Annotated in this window: 16 protein-coding genes; 14 read left to right on the top strand and 2 right to left on the bottom strand. The window is 59.1% G+C overall.

Annotated features, from left to right (window positions below; genetic code table 11):
• Positions 1 to 70: 70 nt before the first annotated feature.
• The 7 genes from lepA to pdxJ all read left to right on the top strand — a co-directional run bounded on the left by lepA (position 71) and on the right by pdxJ (position 6,328).
• Positions 71 to 1,870, top strand: a complete 1,800-nt coding sequence (gene lepA / locus soil367_RS04725; protein ID WP_136547412.1) for a translation elongation factor 4 — start codon at positions 71 to 73, stop codon at positions 1,868 to 1,870.
• Positions 1,871 to 1,959: 89 nt separating this feature from the next.
• On the top strand, positions 1,960 to 2,748 hold the full coding sequence (gene lepB, locus soil367_RS04730) for a signal peptidase I (protein WP_136547415.1): 789 nt from the start codon (positions 1,960 to 1,962) through the stop codon (positions 2,746 to 2,748).
• A gap of 20 nt (positions 2,749 to 2,768) precedes the next feature.
• On the top strand, positions 2,769 to 3,134 hold the full coding sequence (locus soil367_RS04735; RefSeq protein WP_172962265.1) for a DUF4845 domain-containing protein: 366 nt from the start codon (positions 2,769 to 2,771) through the stop codon (positions 3,132 to 3,134).
• On the top strand, positions 3,131 to 3,823 hold the full coding sequence (gene rnc / locus soil367_RS04740; protein ID WP_136547419.1) for a ribonuclease III: 693 nt from the start codon (positions 3,131 to 3,133) through the stop codon (positions 3,821 to 3,823). Before soil367_RS04735 ends, rnc begins: the two co-directional genes overlap by 4 nt.
• Before the next feature lie 11 nt (positions 3,824 to 3,834).
• The gene (gene era, locus soil367_RS04745) at positions 3,835 to 4,761 is read left to right on the top strand and encodes a GTPase Era (RefSeq protein ID WP_136550516.1); all 927 of its coding nucleotides are present in this window, start codon (positions 3,835 to 3,837) and stop codon (positions 4,759 to 4,761) included.
• Positions 4,762 to 4,861: 100 nt separating this feature from the next.
• On the top strand, positions 4,862 to 5,578 hold the full coding sequence (gene recO / locus soil367_RS04750; protein ID WP_136547421.1) for a DNA repair protein RecO: 717 nt from the start codon (positions 4,862 to 4,864) through the stop codon (positions 5,576 to 5,578).
• A gap of 15 nt (positions 5,579 to 5,593) precedes the next feature.
• The gene (pdxJ, locus tag soil367_RS04755; RefSeq protein WP_136547423.1) at positions 5,594 to 6,328 is read left to right on the top strand and encodes a pyridoxine 5'-phosphate synthase; all 735 of its coding nucleotides are present in this window, start codon (positions 5,594 to 5,596) and stop codon (positions 6,326 to 6,328) included.
• 24 nt (positions 6,329 to 6,352) lie between these two features.
• On the opposite strand, the gene soil367_RS04760 is transcribed toward pdxJ, so the two are convergent.
• Complete coding sequence (locus soil367_RS04760) at positions 6,353 to 9,235, bottom strand: ATP-binding protein (RefSeq protein ID WP_246065529.1); 2,883 nt, start codon at positions 9,233 to 9,235, stop codon at positions 6,353 to 6,355.
• Positions 9,236 to 9,525: 290 nt separating this feature from the next.
• Here soil367_RS04760 and cysM point away from each other — a divergent pair, with 290 nt between their 5' ends.
• From cysM to soil367_RS04785, 5 genes are all read left to right on the top strand, one after another.
• Entirely contained in the window at positions 9,526 to 10,416 is an 891-nt protein-coding gene (gene cysM / locus soil367_RS04765) for a cysteine synthase CysM (protein WP_425459975.1), read from the top strand.
• An 82-nt stretch (positions 10,417 to 10,498) separates the two neighbouring features.
• Entirely contained in the window at positions 10,499 to 11,839 is a 1,341-nt protein-coding gene (rlmD, locus tag soil367_RS04770) for a 23S rRNA (uracil(1939)-C(5))-methyltransferase RlmD (protein ID WP_136547428.1), read from the top strand.
• Positions 11,840 to 11,980: 141 nt separating this feature from the next.
• The gene (gene relA / locus soil367_RS04775) at positions 11,981 to 14,227 is read left to right on the top strand and encodes a GTP diphosphokinase (protein WP_136547430.1); all 2,247 of its coding nucleotides are present in this window, start codon (positions 11,981 to 11,983) and stop codon (positions 14,225 to 14,227) included.
• 34 nt (positions 14,228 to 14,261) lie between these two features.
• Positions 14,262 to 15,158: a nucleoside triphosphate pyrophosphohydrolase gene (gene mazG, locus soil367_RS04780; protein ID WP_136547433.1), complete on the top strand. Its 897-nt coding sequence runs from the start codon at positions 14,262 to 14,264 to the stop codon at positions 15,156 to 15,158.
• Positions 15,159 to 15,301: 143 nt separating this feature from the next.
• Positions 15,302 to 15,646, top strand: coding sequence for a pilin assembly protein (locus soil367_RS04785; RefSeq protein WP_136547435.1), 345 nt, complete (start codon positions 15,302 to 15,304; stop codon positions 15,644 to 15,646).
• Between the two features lie 343 nt (positions 15,647 to 15,989).
• Here the strand turns inward: soil367_RS04785 and soil367_RS04790 are convergent, their stop codons facing one another.
• Positions 15,990 to 16,223 (bottom strand): hypothetical protein, encoded by a 234-nt coding sequence (locus soil367_RS04790; protein WP_136547438.1) that lies wholly within the window; start codon positions 16,221 to 16,223, stop codon positions 15,990 to 15,992.
• A gap of 156 nt (positions 16,224 to 16,379) precedes the next feature.
• On the opposite strand from soil367_RS04790, the gene ppc reads away from it, so the two are divergent.
• Both ppc and soil367_RS04800 read left to right on the top strand, forming a co-directional pair.
• Positions 16,380 to 19,016, top strand: a complete 2,637-nt coding sequence (gene ppc, locus soil367_RS04795; RefSeq protein WP_136547441.1) for a phosphoenolpyruvate carboxylase — start codon at positions 16,380 to 16,382, stop codon at positions 19,014 to 19,016.
• A 99-nt stretch (positions 19,017 to 19,115) separates the two neighbouring features.
• Positions 19,116 to 20,018, top strand: coding sequence for an HDOD domain-containing protein (locus soil367_RS04800; protein WP_136547443.1), 903 nt, complete (start codon positions 19,116 to 19,118; stop codon positions 20,016 to 20,018).
• The last annotated feature ends 251 nt before the right edge of the window (positions 20,019 to 20,269 follow it).

The raw sequence follows: 20,269 nt of genomic DNA on the forward strand, positions 1-20,269 counted from the left end.
CCGGCTCAACGTCCGTTCCCTGGTGCCCGCACCGTCAGTTACCGACCCCAACAGGGAGACACCTTTTTCTGTGACCGACCTCAGCCATATCCGCAATTTCTCGATTATTGCCCATATCGATCACGGCAAGTCCACACTCGCTGACCGGATTATCCAGGTTTGCGGGGGGCTGGCAGATCGGGAAATGGCCGAGCAGGTGCTCGACTCGATGGATCTCGAGCGCGAACGCGGTATCACGATCAAGGCCCAGAGCGTGACCCTCGGGTATACCGCACGGGATGGAAAGCTCTATCAGCTCAACTTTATCGATACGCCGGGCCATGTCGACTTTTCGTACGAGGTCTCGCGCTCGCTCTCAGCCTGTGAAGGCGCGCTGCTGGTTGTCGATGCCGGGCAGGGCGTCGAGGCTCAGTCGGTAGCGAACTGCTATACCGCCCTGGAACAGGGGCTGGAGGTTCTGCCGATCCTCAACAAGATGGATCTGCCCCAGGCGGATCCCGAGAAGGTTGCCCAGGAAATCGAGGACATCATCGGTATTGACGCATCCAGTGCCGTGCGCTGCAGCGCCAAAAGCGGTATGGGAGTCGAAGATGTGCTGGAGGAACTGATCCGCGTGATACCTGCGCCCCAGGGCGAAGTGGATGGGGACCTGCAGGCGTTGATTATCGACTCCTGGTTCGACAACTACCTGGGGGTGGTATCGCTGGTTCGCGTCGTGCATGGGTCGATCCGCAAGGGTGACAAAATGTACGTAAAGTCGACCGGGCGTTCCCACCTGGTCGACAAGGTGGGCATTTTCACGCCGAAGCCTGCTGATACCGGGCAACTGCGGGCGGGCGAGGTCGGGTTTATCGTCGCAGGAATCAAGGACATTCATGGCGCGCCGGTGGGGGACACGCTGACCCTCTCGAAGACACCCGATGTCCCGGCGTTGCCAGGCTTCAAAAAGGTGAAGCCCCAAGTCTATGCGGGGCTGTTTCCCATCAGCTCTGAAGACTACGATGCGTTCCGCGAGGCCCTCGACAAGCTGACGCTGAACGATGCGTCGCTTTTCTTCGAACCGGAGAATTCTGACGCGCTGGGCTTTGGCTTCCGTTGCGGCTTTCTCGGCATGCTCCATATGGAAATTATTCAGGAGCGGCTGGAGCGCGAGTACGACATTGACCTGATCACTACCGCGCCAACGGTGAACTATGAGGTGGAGACGAAACAGGGGCAGACCCTCAAGATCGACAACCCCTCCAGCCTGCCGGATGTTGGCGACATACTGGAAATGCGCGAACCCATCGTCGAAGCGACCATTCTGGTCCCTCAGGAACATCTGGGGAGTGTCATCATGCTGTGCGAAGAACGCCGTGGCATGCAGAAAAACATGCATTTTCTGGCCAGTCAGGTGCAGGTGATCTACGAGATCCCCATGAGCGAGGTGGTGCTCGACTTTTTTGACCGCCTGAAATCGGCCAGCCGGGGTTTTGCTTCACTGGACTATCACTTTGTCCGTTTTCAGGCCGCCAACCTCGTACGCCTCGACATTCTCATCAACGGCGAGCGGGTTGACGCTCTGGCACTGATTGCCCATCGGGACCAGGCGTTCGCCCGCGGCCGCCAGGTGACCGAGAAGATGCGTGAACTGATTCCAAGGCAGATGTTTGACGTCGCGATTCAGGCAGCCATCGGCAACCACGTCGTTGCCCGGACGACGGTCAAGGCATTGCGCAAGAACGTGACCGCGAAGTGCTACGGCGGCGATGTCAGCCGTAAGAAAAAGCTGCTGCAGAAGCAGAAAGAGGGCAAAAAACGGATGAAGCAGGTCGGTCGTGTCGAGGTTCCTCAAGAGGCATTCCTGGCCGTGCTGCGAGTTGACAACTAACCTCTAACACCGCGACCACTTCGTGGTGACATTCAACTGGCGCCGGCGGCTCCCGCAACGCCCAGGGCACAGGCACTCAGGACCTTTAGATGAATCTCGATTTTCCGCTGATATTGTTGTCTCTGACAGTTGTTACCGGCCTCGTCTGGCTGTTCGATATTCTTGTTCTCAAGCCGCGACGCCTCGGCCGTAGTGCAGCCAGCGACTCGGCGGAAGCAGGCTCCGACCCTGACAATGCCCGGCCCTACCTCGTAGAGCTCAGCCAGTCCTTTTTTCCGATTCTTGCGGTTGTTCTGGTGCTGCGATCTTTCCTGGTAGAGCCTTTCCAGATTCCTTCCGGTTCGATGTTACCGACGCTGGAAGTGGGGGACTTCATACTCGTCAATAAGTTCAGCTATGGGTTGCGTTTACCGGTTGCCGGAACCAAAGTGGTCGACATCGGCGACCCGGAGCGCGGCGACGTAATGGTCTTCAAGTTTCCAAGTGATGGTCAGACAAACTACATCAAGCGGGTGATCGGCCTGCCGGGCGACCAGATTCGCTACCGCGACAAAACCCTCTATATTAATGGAGAAGAGGTCGAAACCCGGTTTGTTGCGGCGTTGCCTCCAGTTGAGCTCTACCAAGAGGATCTGGGGGAAACTGAACACCAGATTTTTCTGACGTCCGGCAAACGGGATCCCCGCGCCGAAGGCGAGTGGCTGGTTCCAGAAGGTCATTACTTTGTCATGGGCGATAACCGCGACAACAGTAACGACAGTCGGTACTGGGGCTTCGTACCGGAAGAGCTGGTGGTCGGCGAGGCATTTGCTATCTGGATGCATTGGGAATCGTTGACCAGCATTCCCAGTTTCGATCGTATTGGCGGCATTGAATAGGCGACGACATGAACGACAAAATGAGAGTTCAAACCGGCGCATCGACCCTCGCCACGCTCTTGGTATTGCTTAGCGCCGCGTTATTGCTGGTGGCGGCCGTCAAGATTATCCCCATCTATGTGGACGACTATACGGTCCAGGAAATGATGGAAAGCCTGAGCAACGACGAAGAGACCCGGACGTTATCGATGCGGGAACTCAAGGACCGCATCCAGCGCAGAATGGGTGTCAACAGTGTTAAAGTGATCAAAGCTACTGACATCAAGCTGGAGCAGGAAGGCCAGACCATGAAGATGACGGTCAACTACGAGGTCAGAACCAACCTGTTTGCCAATATTGATGCGCTGGTGCACTTCGATCACAGCTATGAATGGAATACGCAGTGAGTCCAACGCCCGACCTTGCACGACTTCAGCGTCGCCTTGGCTATGAGTTCAGCGACCCGGCTCACCTGCATCTGGCGCTGACCCATCGTAGTTTCGGCAGTCAGAATAACGAACGTCTTGAGTTTCTGGGTGACTCCATACTCAACATGGTGATCGCCGAACGTCTGTACCAGAGCTTTCCTTCGGCGCGTGAAGGTCAGCTCAGCAGGTTGCGGGCACGCCTGGTCAAAGGGGTAACCCTGGCTGAAATCGCTCGCGAGTTTGAGTTGGGCGAATTTTTGAGCCTGGGCTCGGGCGAGTTGAAAAGCGGTGGGTTCCGGCGGGAGTCTATCCTTGCAGATGCGGTGGAGTCGATTATCGGCGCGATCTACCTCGACAGCGGCTTTGATCGGTGCCGGGAACGGATCCTGGCCTGGTTCGACCAGCGCCTACAGAACCTCAGTCTGCTCGACACTCAGAAAGATCCAAAGACGCGTCTTCAGGAATTTCTCCAATCACGCCAGCACCCGCTGCCCCAGTACGAGGTTGTTTCGGTCGATGGCGAAGCCCATGCACAGTTATTCCGGGTTGAATGCGACCTGCCCGCGTTACAGACCAAGACTGTCGGTAACGGCGGCAGCCGGCGACTGGCCGAGCAACAGGCGGCGCGCGAGGCCTTGCGCGCTTTGGGCGTGGAGGTCGGTAAGTGAGTAAGGACGACATGCCCGCTACTGACCAGTCTGTTCCTGCTGAGCCGGCCAAAGACCCACGTTGTGGCTTTGTTGCTATTGTCGGGCGTCCAAACGTCGGCAAGTCGACCCTGCTGAATCACATTCTCGGACAGAAGCTCAGTATTACATCGCGTAAGCCCCAGACCACTCGCCATCAGGTGCACGGCATCAAAACGGTCGATGGCGTCCAGGCCATCTACGTCGATACGCCGGGCATTCATGTTGAGGAGCCAAAAGCGCTTAACCGCTACATGAACCGGGCCGCGACCTCAGCACTGGCCGGGGTAGATCTTGTTATTTTTGTCGTGGACCGGACATTCTGGAACGACGGCGACGAGAATGTTCTCCAGCAGGTTGCCCGAGTGACCTGCCCGGTAATTCTGGCAGTGAACAAGGTTGATCAGATAGAGACGAAATCTGACCTTCTGCCCCACCTGGAAGCGCTGAGCAAACGCCACGATTTCGCCGAGATTATTCCGCTTTCAGCGCTGAAGATGACCAACGTTGATCGCCTGGAGGCCTGTGTCGCCAGCTATTTACCGGCAGGACCCTTTCATTACCCGGACGATCAGTGGACCACCCGCAGCGGCCGTTTCCTCGCGGCGGAAATGGTCCGGGAAAAAGTAATGCGACAGCTGGGTGCGGAGCTTCCGTATTCGGTTACCGTTCAGATTGAGCAATTCAAGGACTCTGGGCGAAGCCTGCACATTCACGCTCTGATCATTGTCGAGCGCGACGGCCAGAAGAAAATAATCATCGGCGATAAGGGCGCTCGCCTGCGGCAGATCGGCCAGCAGGCTCGGGAAGACATGGAGCGCCTGTTCGAGCGGAAAGTAATGCTCAACCTCTGGATCAAAGTGCGCAAAGGATGGTCTGATGATGATCGCGCCTTGCGCAGCCTCGGCTTCGATAGCTGATTCTGCTTCAAGCGCAACCTGGAGCTGGGCTTGTGACTGACACTGCGAGACACCGAGGCAGGGTTCAGCATGAGCTGGCATGCGGCAGGGGTATTTTTCTATGACCCAGCGAACGGAACAGGAACCTGCTTTCATCCTGCACCGCCGCCCTTTCCAGGAAACCAGCTTTCTGCTCGATATCCTGACCCTCAGCCAGGGGCGTTTGAGTCTCGTTGCCCGCGGCGCCAGCCGCCCCAAAAACCCGTGGAAAGCTCAGCTGCAGCCTTTTCAACCGTTGTTACTGAGCTGGATTGGTCGAACCGATCTGAAAACCCTGACGGATGCCGAACTACGCAGCGCGCCACCGCTGGCGGGCCAGGACCGGCTCTACTGCGGTCTATACCTGAATGAACTGATCCAGCGCCTGCTACCACAACATGAACCCGTGCCAGAGTTGTTTGCTGCTTATCTTGATGCGCTTGAGACCCTCCGTGGCGGCGATAACCTTGAGCCTGGGCTGAGGCTGTTTGAGCAGGCGTTGGTGGCAACGTTAGGGTATGGGTTCAGGTGGGATTGGGCTACCGATACGGATACGGCTGTACAGACCGGCCAGGTCTATGGGTTTGACCCTCAACAGGGTGTCATCGCGCATCCCGGGCCGGGAGCGCTGCTCACGGGTCTGGCTGGCGAGGCGTTACTTGCTATAACGGCAGGAGACGTGGGCGACCCGGCGCGGAATCTGGCCAAGCGGGTTATGCGTTGCCTGATCGATTATCTACTGCAGGGCCAGCCGTTGCAGAGCCGTCGGCTGTTTCAGCGCGCCGGAAGCGCAACCTGACACAAGGAGCATGCGATGAGTCACAGGGTACGTTTAGGGGTCAACGTCGATCATGTGGCGTCACTACGCCAGAACAGAGGTACCCGATATCCCGACCCGGTCTACGCGGCCATGCTTGCCGAGGAAGCCGGAGCTGACGGTATCACGATTCACCCCCGTGAAGACCGTCGCCACATCCAGGACCGGGACGTGCTACTGCTGCGCCAGACGCTGAACACCCGTATGAATCTCGAAATGGCAGTGACAGAACGTATGCTGGCCTTTGCAGAGCAGGTCAATCCCGAAGCAGTCTGTCTGGTTCCCGAGAAGCGGGAGGAGTTGACCACAGAAGGGGGCCTGGATGTGGTTGGTCAGCATAAGAAGATAGCCGAGGCCTGCCAGCGCCTGACCGCCATCGGTAGCGAAGTGTCGCTTTTTATCGATCCCGACAATGCCCAGATAGACGCCGCGGTGGCATGCGGAGCGCCCGTTATCGAGATTCATACCGGACACTATGCGGATGCAGCATCGGCTGATGCGCTGGAGTCCGAGTTTGGCCGGATCGCTGAGGCACTTGTGTATGCACGGCGGCAGGGGCTCGTCGTCAATGCAGGCCATGGGCTTCACTACCACAACACCGCGCGTATTGCCGCTCTGCCAGGCCTGAACGAGCTTAATATCGGCCACAGCCTGATTGCCCGCGCCATATTCACCGGCCTCAGACAAGCGGTGGTCGATATGCGCAAAATCATTGACGAGGCTTCGCTGTAGTAAGCTGCCAGCTACGCGCTTTGCCTAGCGATCATTGAGCTGAGGTTGAAGTCGCCTGCCGGCCGCGTCAGAGCGTTGGCGGAACAGTGCCTGCCAGTCATTGGCGTCGCACCATGCCTGTACACGTTCTATGGCAACCAGGAACCTGGCGACCGCGTCATCAATCCTGCTTTCCTCTGTCTTCAGGGCGGTTTCCAGAGACTGGGCGCAATGGCGCAGCTCAGGTACGCCGCAATACCGGGTCGCACCGTGGAGCTTGTGCACCCGCTCAAGTAACGCGACACGCTTGCCCGCCTGCCAGTCTTGCCGAATATCGGCTTCATCCTGGGCCAGATGCTCCAGCAGCATGCTGAACAGCTCCTCGGCGAGGTCGGGTTTACCGGCAGCCAGTTCAATTCCCGCTTCAATGTCTACCGGGCCGTCTTGTTCGCCCCGGCGTGACGGACGAAAGCTGGGGCTGGGTTCAACGGTGCTGAGCTTGATCTCTGGCGCCGGCGGTGTGGCACAGCCTGTATGTCGACAGATGCACTCCGTTAACTGTTGGGCGTCGATCGGTTTGGTCAGGTACGCGTCAAAACCAGATCGTAACAGGCGGGAGCGCTCCTCGGAGAGGGCATGTGCCGTTATGGCGATGATAGGGATGTGCCGGCCATCGGTTTCCGAAGCCCGTGTTCGTCCCGTCGTCTCAATGCCGTCCATACCCGGCATCTGCACGTCCATCAGTATAAGATCAAAGGGCTGTTCCCGGACCAGACCCAGCGCTTCGAAGCCACTGCTGGCGCCGACCCCGGGAAGCCCCAGGCCATTCAGCAGGGCCAGTATCAGCTTCAGGTTCGCTTCGTTATCGTCGACTGCCAGTATACGGGGCAGGCGCGTACTGCTCTCGATCTGTGGCGCCAGCCCGGGCGGCTCAACTGCCTTGTCTTTGTCACTGCCTGCCGCATTACCGTGGATCAATTGGTAAAGGATCCCGTAGAACTTGTTACGACAGAGCGGTTTGACAATGTGCGACGAAGCGCGGGCTGCAAACGCGGTTTCATTCTCGTCGAGCGTGGGTGTCATCAGCAGAACGCGACAGTCGCGTTCTTCCTCTAACTGTCGGATAAGGTCGCGGTACTGCATTGAATTCAGCAGGTGGCGATGCAGGCCGAGTATAGCCACGCTGTAGCCCTGACCTTTATCCTGGGCCGCTGCAATACGTTCAGCCACCTCTTTGGGCGTGCCCACCCGGTCGCAGATCATGCCCCAGTCGCGCAATAGATGCTCAGCCGCCAGGCCTGTGGTGGGTTGCTGCTCCAGATAGAGGACACGCTCGCCGCGAAGACCGTCCTGGGGCGGACTGGGCTCGGCGTTTACTGCCATTTCGGTAGCCAGCGTGAACCAGAACGTTGAGCCCTTGCCCAACTCGCTCTCAAGCCCGATCTCGCCGCCCATCTCTTCGGCCAGCCGTCGCGAGATGACCAGGCCCAGGCCAGTGCCGCCATACTGGCGCGCGGTCGAGGCGTCGGCCTGGCTGAAAGCATGGAAGAGACTTTTCTGCTGGGCGCGGGACAGGCCAACGCCGGTGTCCGAGACGCTCAGACGCAGGCGCAGTGTCTGGCCAGTGCCCTCGTCCAGCATCGCGCGCAGTACGACTTCGCCTGCGGGTGTGAACTTGATGGCGTTGTTGATCAGGTTACTGATGATCTGTTTTATCCGCAGCGGATCGCCCACGAGGTTGTCGGGTACATCTGTGTAGATAAGCGGCACGAGGTCCAGATCTTTGGCATGCGCAGCAGGTGCCAGCATGACCATGACCTCTTCGACGATTTCCCGCAGTCGGAAGGGAATACGATCAAGAATGAGCTTGCCCGCTTCTATCTTGGAGAAGTCGAGGATGTCATTGATGATGGTTAGCAGTATTTCGGAGGACTTGCGAATGGTGGTCAGGTGTTCGTGTTGCTGCTGATTGGTAGCTCCTTTCAGCAGTATGTCGGTAAAGCCGATTATGCCGTTGAGAGGCGTGCGGATCTCGTGGCTCATATTGGCCAGGAACTCTGACTTGATTCGGCTTGCCTCCAGGGCTTCCTTACGGGCCAGGTCCAGTTCGATGTTCTGGATCTCGATGGTCTCAAGCGTTTCGCGCAGGTCCTCGGTTGCCTGGTCGACGTTTTGCTGCATTTCTGCCTGAGCTTTGCTCAGCGCCGCAGCCATCTCGTTGAGGCCCGATTCCAGTTCAACCAGCTCGGGTCCGGAATCAAGGTTGACGCGGCCGTCAAGTTTTCCTTCCTTGAATCGGGCCGCGGCCCGTTTGAGTCTGTAAATCGGCTCTGTCACGACTTGGCTCAAGCGCAAGGCGATGAGTGTATTGACCAGAATGCCGCCGAATATCAGCAACAGGCTGATCAGTAAGGCACGATAGCGTTCCGCGAACATGCCGGTATGAGCCAACTCGACGACGGCCCAGCCCATGGGCGCCGCCTGGTCCGGCTGCGGCCATGCGCCCGGCTCGTCGCCTGCGTAGCCAGACCGCTCGATCGCGGCTGCGAAAACGGAGACTTGCGCATCCCGGGCCTGTAGCGGGAGGTGATCAAAAGGAAAAGCGTCGGGTAGGGAAAGCGACCGCCTGGGCCCGGCATGTATCAACTCTGTGCCATTGGCGTCGTAAACCGATACCGAGCGCACGTCCTGTTCTTCCCGTAGCGAACTGGCCAGTTCAAACAGCAGGTCGACATTGCTCGTAAGCAGTCCGTACTCGGCGGCGGCGGCCAGTTGTCGGCTGAGTGACTGGCCGCGGTTTTCAAGGAGCTGCGAAATGTTGCCCAGCCAGCTGTAGGTAAAGAAGAAACCGATCCCGAGGGTAATGACCGTTGTCGGCACCAACGCCAGCATCAGGACCTTTTTACGGATACCCCAGCGTCGCATCATGCTAATTGCCTTCGTGTTGTTTTTATGGGGCACCCCCGGGGCTGCGCCCACGGGCGAACCAGGAACGTTGCAGTTCGTCTGGCGGCATATTTGTCTAAAAAAGCGGGCCACCAGTGTGTAAAATACTGCCCCTTGAGCGGTTCAGGCAGTCTGTCCGTTCCTCGTCTGATTCACCCGGCTCAATGAAAACCTGCCGGGAGGGAGCGGCCAAGTCTAGCACTGGCCTGTGTTACAGGTCAGTGTCGTGTTCGAGCAAAAACCGCAGCCCGCGGCATTTTCAGGAGTTGCCCATAATGAGCTTTCCCACTATTGAAGATTACGTAGGGCACACGCCGCTGGTGCGTTTACAACGACTGCCCGGGCCCAGCTCCAACGTCATTCTCGCCAAGCTTGAAGGCAACAATCCCGCTGGTTCGGTCAAGGATCGCCCCGCGCTTTCGATGATTCAGGAAGCCGAAAAGCGCGGTGAGATCAGCCCGGGTGATAGCTTGATCGAGGCAACCAGCGGCAACACCGGTATTGCGCTTGCGATGGCGGCCGCCATCAAGGGCTACCGCATGGTCCTGATCATGCCTGAGCACATGAGCGAAGAGCGAAGGGCGGCCATGAAAGCCTATGGTGCCGAGATCATCAGTGTCAGCAAGGCGGAGGGTATGGAAGGGGCCAGGGATCTGGCCGAGCAGATGCAGCGCGAAGGCAAGGGCAAGGTGCTTGACCAGTTTGCCAACGCCGACAACCCCCTGGCCCATTACCGTACGACTGGCCCGGAGCTGTGGGAGCAGACGGGCGGTCGCATTACTCACCTGGTCAGCTCGATGGGCACCACCGGTACCATTATGGGTACCTCGCGTTACCTCAAGGAGCGCAATCCGGCTGTCCAGATCGTCGGTCTGCAGCCGGCCGACGGCTCGGCTATTCCAGGCATTCGGCGCTGGCCGGAAGCCTATCTGCCACGGATCTACCAGGCTGATGCTGTCGATGTCGTGATGGATATCGACCAGCGTGAGGCTGAGGAGACCATGCGGGCTCTTGCGGCCCGGGAAGGCATTTTTGCCGGTGTATCTTCTGGCGGCAGCATCGCTGCTGCCTTGAGAATTTCCGCAGAAGTTGAAAACGCGGTTATCGTCGCGATTATCTGTGACCGTGGCGATCGCTATCTCTCCACCGGGGTTTTCGGTTAACCGCAAACCATACGCGCCCGCGGCAAACGCAACTGGCCATTCGGGCGCCCGATCTTTCTCCGATATATGGAATCCCTGTCCAATGAGTAGACGCCGTCGCAGACCCACTCTGCCGAAAGACCCCGTGACACTTTCGGTCGATAGCCTCAGTCATGACGGACGCGGCATCGCCCGGCTTGAAGGAAAAATCTGTTTTGTTGACGGTGCGCTGCCTGGCGAAACCGTTGACGCGGTCTATACCGGGCGTCATCGCCGGTTCGATGAACTGCGCACGGTCAGTCTGGGCGTTACGTCAGAAGCGCGGGTTGAGGCGCCATGCGCCCACGCTGATATCTGCGGCGGCTGTAGTCTGCAGCACATGGCACCTTCTGCCCAGATAGCGTTCAAGCAGGAGACCCTCAAAGAGCATTTTGCCCATTTCGGGGGCATAGCCCCGGCCCATTGGGAAGCGCCAATGACCGCAGCGGAACTGGGCTATCGGCGCAAAGCCCGGCTAGGTGTCCGTTACGTGACCAAGCGGGAGGAAGTCCTCGTGGGGTTCCGCGAGAAGCGCAACAGCTTCATTACGGCCATCGACAGCTGCGCCGTGCTGGATCCCCGTGTCGGCCAGATAATTCCGGCTCTGCAGGCGCTCATCCTCTCGCTCTCGGTTTACCGGGAATTGGCACAGATAGAGGTGGCCTGTGGTGATGAGGAAGTCGCGCTGGTGTTCAGGCACTTGGCGCCGCTTGCCCAAGCGGATGTGGCGGCACTGGTTGCCTTCGGTCAGACTCACGGCGTACAGATCTACCTCCAGCCGAAAGGGCCGGATACCGTGCACAAACTGTGGCCGGAAAGCGGTGAGGATCGGTTGTCCTATACTCTGGAGGCGTTTGGCGTACGGCTTTACTTCCACCCCATGGACTTCACGCAGGTTAACGCACCTATCAACCAGCAGATGGTTGACCGTGCGCTGGCCTGGCTTGACCCGCAGCCAGAGGACCGGGTGCTCGATCTGTTCTGTGGCCTGGGCAACTTCACCATCCCGCTGGCAACACGCGCCGGCCATGTCGTAGGGGTTGAAGGGGACGAACGGATGGTCATCAGGGGCGGCGAGAACGCCGAGCGGAACGGCCTGACCAATGTCGAGTTCCACGCAGCGGATCTGCAGGCGGATTTCACGGCCGCCAAGTGGGCTCATGAGGGCTTTGACAAGATCCTGATAGATCCTCCCCGGTCTGGCGCGCTCGAGGTGGTACAGTACTTGCCTGCGTTTGGGGCAAAGCGGATCGTTTATGTCTCCTGCAATCCTGCGACACTGGCGCGTGATGCCGGTGCCCTGGTCGCGCAGGGGTATAAACTGATCCGGGCGGGGGTCATGGACATGTTCCCCCATACCGCCCATGTCGAGTCCATGGCGCTGTTCGAACGGGTCGATGCATAGTACGGGTCGATACACAGTAAGGGTCGGTGCACAGTACCGGTCGATGCACAGTACGGGTCGATACACAGTACCGGCAAGAACCGGCGCCCGATTCGCTTTCTGATCATAGCGGGACTGTTTCCGCAGGAGTAAGGCCCAGGCATGGTCAAGGTCCGAGAAACCTATTCACTGGCCCCGAACGGGCAGGTCGACATACCCTGCTGGCTGGAGGAAATCCAGCGGCGGGTGCCATTGGAAAATCCCGACCAGCTCAGGCGCGCGTGTGAGCTGAGCCGGAGTATCGACCAGAAGGCGGTCAGGGAGGACAGGCTCTGGGCCCGGGGCGCCAGCAGTTTTCAGACCGGTCTGGAAATGGTCCAGATCCTGGTGGACCTGCATCTGGACCAGAGCAGTCTCGTCGCCGCCGTGCTCTACCGGGCCGTGCGCGAGGAGCGCGTTGCGCTTGCCGAAATAGAGGCAGAGTTTGGCTCTGAGGTTGCTTATCTGATCAGTGGTGTGGCCCAGATGGCGGCCATCTCGACGCTTCACCATCCCTTGAAGGGTTCGGTGCTCGGGCAGAGTCAGGGCCAGCTCGACAACGTACGCAAAATGCTCGTGACAATGATCGATGACGTGCGCGTAGCACTGATCAAGCTCGCCGAGCGAACGGTGGCGATCAGGGCGGTCAAAAACGCGCCGATCGACAAGCGTATGCGCGTGGCCCGCGAGGTATTCGATATCTACGCCCCGCTTGCTCATCGCCTGGGTATCGGCCAGATCAAGTGGGAGCTCGAAGACCTGTCCTTTCGCTACCTGCACGAGTCCGCTTACAAGAAAATCGCGAAACTGCTGGATGAGAAGCGTCTGGACCGCGATGCCTACATACGCCGGGTGCTGAAAAGCCTTCGGGAGCAAATGGCCGCCGCCGGCATCGCGGGTGAGGTGACGGGTCGCTCAAAGCACATCTATAGCATCTGGCGCAAAATGCGCCGTAAAGGCATCGATTTCTCGCAGATCTACGATGTCCGTGCGGTACGAATTCTGGTGCCTGAGGTGCGGGACTGTTACGCCGCGCTGGGCATTGTGCATGGTACCTGGCGCCATATTCCCAATGAATTTGACGACTACATCGCCGGGCCCAAGGAGAACGGCTACCAGTCATTGCACACGGCGGTGGTCGGGCCCGAAGGCAAGGTCATGGAAGTGCAGATCCGCACTCACCAGATGCATGAAGAAGCCGAGCTGGGAGTTTGCGCCCACTGGCGCTACAAGGGCATGGACACCCGCAACAAATCCAGCGGTTATGAAGCCAAGATCAACTGGCTGCGCCAGGTTCTGGAGTGGCAGGAGGAAGCGGGCAACCTGTCCAACCTGAGCGACCAGCTCAAACGGGAAGTTGCGCCTGACCGGGTCTATGTGTTCACCCCCGAGGGCCATGTAGTGGATCTCGCCCAAGGGGCGACACCGGTCGACTTCGCCTATCGAGTGCATACCGAAGTCGGGCACAGCTGTCGCGGCGCCAAGGTAAATGGCCGCATTGTGCCACTGACCTATGCCCTGCAAACCGGCGACCAGGTGCTGATACTCAACGGCAATAGCCCCGCCCCGAGCCGCGACTGGCTTAACCCCAGCCTGGGCTATATTCAGACCGCCCGTGCCCGGGCCAAGCTGACCCAGTGGTTCAAACTGCAGGACCGGGACAGCAATGTCGCCGATGGTCGGGCCATTCTTGAAGATGAGTTCCGGCGGCTTTCCCTGGGCAGCGTGCCGGTGGAACAGCTGGCGCTCAAGGTCAACTACAAAACAGCCGAGGATATGTATGCCGCTGTGGGTGCCGGTGACCTGAAGCCAACCCAGGTGGCGCACGTTGCCCAGCAGATGATCGAGCCGCGGGATCAGCAGATGCACCTGCAACTCGGGCGGGCCAAGCTCGATGGCTACAGCGTTGAATCAGATATACAGATTCAGGGCGTCGGCCGGCTCAAGACCTCCGTGGCGCAGTGCTGCAAGCCTCTGCCGGGCGACCCGATCGGCGGCTATATCACCATCGGGCGCGGCGTCACGGTTCACAAGCAGGACTGCATGAATTTCCTTCAGTTACGGGAAGCAGAGCCCAACCGTATTATAGAAGTGAGTTGGGGTGCGGCGCCTGAGGCGGTTTATCCGGTGGATATAGAAATCCAGGCTTATGACAGGTCAGGACTGTTGCGCGACATCACTCACATACTCTCGGCCCAGCGGACCAATGTGTTGGCGTTGAACACGCTTTCCGATGCCAACGAGCATATTGCCTCGATTCGGCTGACGGTTGAGATCAGTGGGCTTGAGCAACTGGCGCGTCTTTTGGCACAGGTGAGACAGTTGCCGAATATTATCGAGGTCCGTCGCAAGCAGAACGTTCGTTCCTGATGCCTCAGCGCCAGTAGATACAAGGGGAGTTTCTATGGACCAGCATTACACTCTGGACGACCTGACTGCCCTGATGGCACGCCTGCGCGACCCGGACCTTGGCTGCCCCTGGGACCTGGCACAGGACTTCAGCACCATCGTGGCTCATACGCTGGAAGAGGCTTATGAGGTGGCTGATGCCATTGAGCGCAAAGACTACCCCCATCTGAAAGACGAACTGGGAGACCTGCTTTTCCAGGTGGTGTTTTATGCACAGTTGGGGCGGGAGCAGGGCCATTTCGATCTGAGCGCCATCATCGACAACCTGGTGCGCAAACTTTTGCGTCGTCACCCTCACGTATTTCCGGGTGGCACACTTGAGAGCGCCCGCGCCCCGGGAGACGTACCCGAGCAGAGCGAGATCAATGCCACCTGGGAGCGGATCAAAGCCGCCGAACGAGCCGGCGGGCCGGAGCGGAAGCCCGACCCGAGCATTCTGGCCGATATACCGGCGGCGCTGCCAGCCATGGTGAGAAGCGAAAAAGTTCAGAAACGGGCGGCTGGTGTTGGGTTTGACTGGACGTCAGTCGATCAGGTTTTTGCCAAGCTTGAGGAGGAATCCGCCGAAATTCGCGGCGCATTGCAGCACGGTAACGCCGATGCGGTGGAAGACGAAGTGGGCGATCTGTTTTTTGTTTGCGTCAATCTGGCCCGCTACCTGAAGGTCAATCCCGAAAAAGCGCTACGCCGGGCGAATCGCAAATTTGAACAACGCTTTCGGCTCATGGAGCAGAGCTTGAGCGGCCAGGGCGCAGATTTCCCCTCGCAGGACGAAGCCCAGTTGGACAGCCTGTGGAGGCAGGCCAAGGCAAAGCTTCTTGAGCAGCAAAATACGCCCGCAGGAGCTGATACCTTGGGCCTACGGGAAGATACAGATAAGTACAATCCGTAACCTTAAAGGCCCCAGTTCGTCGCCCGGATTGGCTAAACTCTATAAAACGGCCTAATAGGGCCGTTGTTCATTTTTTTCCTCGGCTTTTCCCGCCGGGAAACAAGTGACATTGGTTTGCGAGAGATTTAGCGAGAGAGGTCCGTATGAAGATCAGAGAGCTGGTTCGCTATTGGGATAAACATGCCCGTGGTCGGCTGACCCAGGATACCTACACTGTTGCACTGTCCGAGCAGAATGCGGGTTATCTGGAAAGGCTGGAGCAGTTGTACCCGCTGAAGTCGCGTGAAGAACTGATCCGTGATCTTGTCTCGGCAGCACTGGATGAACTGGAGACCAGTTTCCCCTACGTTCAGGGCGAACGCGTTGTTGCGTACGACGAAGAAGGCTACGAAATCTACGAGGACGCAGGTATCACGCCGAAATACCTGACGCTCTCACAGAAGTACATGCAAGAGCTCAAGAGCAAAACCTTGAGCAAGGTCGCCTGAGGAGCTAAACCTCAGGAGCTTCCATAGGGCGGAACATTGTTGTCCGGCACAATGTTGTCCGGCACAATCAGATGATTATGTCGGGCATCCCCGTTATGTCGGCCTTCCCATGACCGGTAACGGTACGGTCAGCTGTTCGCGCACGCCAGCAGTCCGCTCTTTCGCACTCTCCAGGTCAGATTCTGCTGATCAGTCCAGGCCTGCTACCATAGCTCAAGTCTTGACTGGTCTGAAAAGCGCCTCTGGCCTGAAAGTCTCCTCTGGTCTTACTTGTCTCGATCAGACCTGACCAAAGCGGGCACCCGGGGGCACACCCGTCGCCGGGTACTCATCGCTACCCGGGTCAGCTTTTTTTATCGTTTTTCCCGTCTTTCAAGCCGTTCAATTCCGCCAGGTCTTCCACCGCGCCGTTCGCAATGTCGTTGAGAATTTCTTCCTCGGAGCGGTTGGGATACAGTTCAGCCAGCGCCGCCAGTCGTGCTGCATCCTCCAGTGGGAGCCGCAGGCGGTAATTACGGGGACGGTCCTCGGACTTACGCCCTTCATCCCAGGTTTTGGAAAGATCGGTAACTTTCATAGCGGCGCTCCTTGAACATTCCCTTGCTATAGGCACTAATAGGATGGCAGTCGGCCTGAGGCTTCTCTGCGGTTTTTAACGGACCGCGAACGGCCCCTGTTACTACCTTAGCGTGGGACTGCGTCTCTTGCCAGTCTACCCCAGCGGAGGATTTATATGACCGAGCTTCATCCTGCCTTGCGAGAAAATGTCAGACGCCTGGGCGATATCCTGGGTCAGTGCATTCAGCATAACCCGGGGCCGGAGTTTTATGAGCTTATCGAGCAGATCCGCAAGGCCGCAAAAGCCGATCGGCGCCAGGAGTCGGGATCGGGCCAGCGGCTGGCGGAGCTGCTGAGCGACCTGTCTGACGAGCAACTTTTGCCGGTCACCCGCGCATTCAATCAGTTTCTGAATCTGGCCAATATCGCCGAGCAGCACCACAACGTCCGCCGCCATCGTGGCCACAGTGCCGACCTGGCCCTTGAGCCACTGACGGACACTTTCAGGCGGCTGCAGGCCAAAGGCATTGACAAGAGCAGGCTGGCCCGGTGTGTCGCCGACCTGAGGATGGAGTTCGTGCTGACGGCCCACCCGACCGAAGTGGCACGGCGCACACTGATCCAGAAGTACGACGAGATAACCGCAACGCTTGAAGGTCTCGACCACGAGGACCTGATGGCCGATGAAGAGGCGAGGCTGACCGAGCGGCTGAAGCAGCTGATTACCGAGGCATGGCACACCGACGAGATCCGCTACGAGCGGCCAACGGCTGTGGATGAAGCAAAATGGGGCTTCGCCGTGATCGAGAACAGCCTCTGGCACGCCGTACCGGAGTTTTTGCACGAGCTCGACCGGGCGTTGCTGGAAACAACCGGGGAAGGGTTGCCGCTGGACAGCGCGCCCATTCGCTTTGCTTCCTGGATGGGCGGCGACCGGGACGGTAACCCCAACGTTACCGCCACCGTGACGCGGGAAGTGCTCTGGCTGAGCCGTTGGATGGCCGCTGATCTGTACCTGCGCGATATCCAGGCGTTGCGGGCCGAGCTGTCCATGTGGGATGCCAGCGATGCCCTTCGCCAGCGGGCACCGGAAAGCCGTGAGCCATACCGGGAAGTTCTGGGCCAGCTGCGACAGCGCCTACTGGCAACCCGGGACTGGGCTGAGGCCCGGATTCGCGGGAATCAGGCCGACGAGACGAATATTGTCCTGAACAACGCCGAACTGATCGAGCCGCTGGAACTTTGCTACCACTCCCTCTGTGAGCGCGGTCTGGACGTCATTGCCCGAGGCCGGCTGCTTGCGACACTGCGACGGGCGCATGCGTTTGGGCTGCAACTGGTCAAGCTGGATATTCGCCAGGAGGCCGCACGTCATACCGAGGCACTCGCAGAGCTACTGAATTACCTTGGCATCGGCCCCTATGATGAGTGGGACGAATCCCGGCGCCAGCAGTTTCTTATAGAAGAGTTGAAAGGTGAGCGGCCACTGATTCCGCGCCATTGGCGCCCCAGTGCCGCGGTCAGGGAGGTGCTCGACACCTGTGAAGTGGTGGCGGAACAGCCACCGGAGGGGCTGGGTTCTTATGTGATTTCCATGGCCAGCACACCGTCGGATGTGCTGGCGGTGATCCTGTTGCTGCGGGAGTGCGGCCGGCAGGAGCCCCTGGAAATCGTGCCACTTTTCGAGACACTGGATGACCTGAAAGGGGCACCACAGAGTCTGGAGGCCTTGCTCAAAGTCGACTGGTATCGCCGGTATTGCGCTGACCACCAGCAGATCATGATCGGCTATTCGGACTCGGCCAAGGATGCCGGGCAGATGCGCGCGGCCTGGGCGCAGTATCAGGCCCAGGAAGCGTTGACCGAGGTTGCCGAACAGTACGGGGTGCATCTCACTCTTTTCCACGGCCGTGGAGGCACTGTCGGCCGCGGTGGCGGGCCGGCCAACCGTGCAATTCTCTCGCAGCCGCCTGGCTCGGTAAAAGGCAGTCTCAGGATTACCGAACAAGGGGAAATGATTCGCTTCAAGTTCGGCTTGCCGCGCATGGCGGAACAGAGCCTGACGCTTTATCTCAGCGCCGTGCTGGAAGCCACCCTGACCCCGCCGCCGAAGCCTGAGCCACGCTGGCGGGAAATGATGGACAGTCTGACCGGGCGCTCGCTCGCGTCCTACCGGCAACTGGTGCGTGAAACTCCGGAGTTTGTGCCGTACTTCCGCCAGGCGACGCCCGAGCAGGAACTGGGCAAGCTCGCACTGGGCAGTCGTCCGGCCAAACGCAAAGCGAGCGGTGGCGTCGAGAGCCTTCGCGCTATTCCCTGGATTTTTGCCTGGACCCAGATGCGCCTGATGCTGCCTGCATGGCTCGGCAGCGATGAAGCACTGGGTGAAGCGCTCGAAGCAGGGCACCAGGGCGTACTGGAAGAGATGATCGAACAGTGGCCGTTCTTCCGGACATACATTGATATGCTGGAGATGGTGCTGGCCAAGGCCGACTTGCGCATCGCTGTGTACTACGAGGAGCGCCTGGTAGAAGCTGGACTCAAGCCGCTCGGAGCAACCTTGAGAGCAAGGCTGCAGGACTGTGTCAGGCATCTCAACAGGCTCAAGAAACAGGAAACACTGCTGGAAGCTGAGCCGGTTTTTGCTCATTCCCTCCGGGTCCGCAACCCGTATACGGACCCCCTGCATTACTTGCAGGCCGAGCTGCTGCGGCGTGACCGCGAAGCGGGCGGGGGCGTTCCCGAAGAAGTTGAGCGAGCACTCAAGGTGACCATGGCCGGTATAGCCGCAGGCATGCGAAACACCGGCTGATGCCAGGCCAGCCGGCAAACCCGGGCATAACCACGAGGAGCAGCTAGACTGAGGTGAGGCCCTTTATAGTCCAGTCAGAACAAGAGTGAATACAGACCTATGGCCCACGACCTCACACTCGACGACATAGCCTTGAGGCTGCAGAATCTGTATCGCTTGCCGCCCATGCCGGCGGTTGCGCTGCATATTCTGCGGGTCACCCGGGACCCGGATTCTTCTGCAGCCGACCTTACCCGCCTGATTGAGCAGGACCCGAGCCTGACCGCCCAGGTGCTGCGTTATGCACGCTCTGCACTGTTCGGCTATCCAGGCCAGCTGGACTCCGTTCAGGAGGCCATCACCCGGGTCCTGGGGTTTGACCGTGTGGGTCATTTGGCGATGGGGCTGGCCGCCAGTAAGGCGTTCACCATTCCTGACGAGGGACCGTTGGGTCTCAGCGCTTTCTGGCGGCACTCGCTTCACTGCGCCTATCTAGCCCAGGCTATTGCGGCCGCTGCGGATACGGAGGAAACGATCAAGCCGGATATGGCCTATCTATGTGGTCTGTTGCACAATTTTGGCCTTCTGCTGGTTGCCCATCTATACCCGGCAGAGTTCCGGGTGCTCAACCGCCTGCGGACCGAGGAACCTGAGTTGCCGCTCGCCACCTTGGAGCGGCGTGTGTTTGGTGAAAGTGGCTGCGATGAGGTGCTGGCCGTCGGCCACGGTGCAATAGGCGGCGTACTGGCAAAACTCTGGCAGCTTCCCGATGAAGTAGTGAAAGTGGCCGGCGTACACCAGGGTACGGGTTACAGGGGCGAGTTCGCCGGCTATGTTGCCGCAGTGCAGCTGGCTAATGAGGTGCTAAAAGCGCGCGGTATCGGGGATGAGTTCGACGAACGCGAGACGACGCCCGCTATGGTCGCTCTCGGCCTGGACGCAGCAGCACTGGAAAGGCTGGCTCAGGCCATCGATAGCGCAAGTGCTGAGCTCGATACCCTTGCGAGTTCCCTCGCGGCCTGAGCGGTTCTGACCAGTGGCCGGTGCGTCTCGGCAGGCCCGGTCGACCCGGGCAGGGCACGAGTCTGTGACTTAAGTACCCTTTCTCTGACTCCAGTCAACCCGTATAATCCCTGATCTCTTTGCGGCAAGGCTCTGCGGTTGCAGGCTCGAGCCCGCTATCGGCCTCCGGCGTAGCGCTGGGGAAGGTCGATGGTTGCGGGCTCGTTCGACCGACCGGCCCTCACTCGCTGCGGCCTGGGACGCGCGGCCAG

The sequence above is a fragment of the Hydrocarboniclastica marina genome, assembly GCF_004851605.1.
GTDB classification, from domain to species: Bacteria; Pseudomonadota; Gammaproteobacteria; order Pseudomonadales; family Oleiphilaceae; genus Hydrocarboniclastica; species Hydrocarboniclastica marina.

Excerpts from the sequence above, each read along its gene's own strand:
- relA (WP_136547430.1), top strand. The coding sequence starts at position 11,981 with ATGGTCAAGGTCCGAGAAACCTATTCACTGGCCCCGAACGGGCAGGTC.
- era (WP_136550516.1), top strand. The coding sequence starts at position 3,835 with ATGCCCGCTACTGACCAGTCTGTTCCTGCTGAGCCGGCCAAAGACCCA.
- soil367_RS04785 (WP_136547435.1), top strand. The coding sequence starts at position 15,302 with ATGAAGATCAGAGAGCTGGTTCGCTATTGGGATAAACATGCCCGTGGT.
- pdxJ (WP_136547423.1), top strand. The coding sequence starts at position 5,594 with ATGAGTCACAGGGTACGTTTAGGGGTCAACGTCGATCATGTGGCGTCA.
- soil367_RS04760 (WP_246065529.1), bottom strand. The coding sequence starts at position 9,235 with ATGATGCGACGCTGGGGTATCCGTAAAAAGGTCCTGATGCTGGCGTTG.
- mazG (WP_136547433.1), top strand. The coding sequence starts at position 14,262 with ATGGACCAGCATTACACTCTGGACGACCTGACTGCCCTGATGGCACGC.
- lepB (WP_136547415.1), top strand. The coding sequence starts at position 1,960 with ATGAATCTCGATTTTCCGCTGATATTGTTGTCTCTGACAGTTGTTACC.
- soil367_RS04790 (WP_136547438.1), bottom strand. The coding sequence starts at position 16,223 with ATGAAAGTTACCGATCTTTCCAAAACCTGGGATGAAGGGCGTAAGTCC.
- soil367_RS04735 (WP_172962265.1), top strand. The coding sequence starts at position 2,769 with ATGAGAGTTCAAACCGGCGCATCGACCCTCGCCACGCTCTTGGTATTG.
- soil367_RS04800 (WP_136547443.1), top strand. The coding sequence starts at position 19,116 with ATGGCCCACGACCTCACACTCGACGACATAGCCTTGAGGCTGCAGAAT.
- recO (WP_136547421.1), top strand. The coding sequence starts at position 4,862 with ATGACCCAGCGAACGGAACAGGAACCTGCTTTCATCCTGCACCGCCGC.
- rlmD (WP_136547428.1), top strand. The coding sequence starts at position 10,499 with ATGAGTAGACGCCGTCGCAGACCCACTCTGCCGAAAGACCCCGTGACA.
- ppc (WP_136547441.1), top strand. The coding sequence starts at position 16,380 with ATGACCGAGCTTCATCCTGCCTTGCGAGAAAATGTCAGACGCCTGGGC.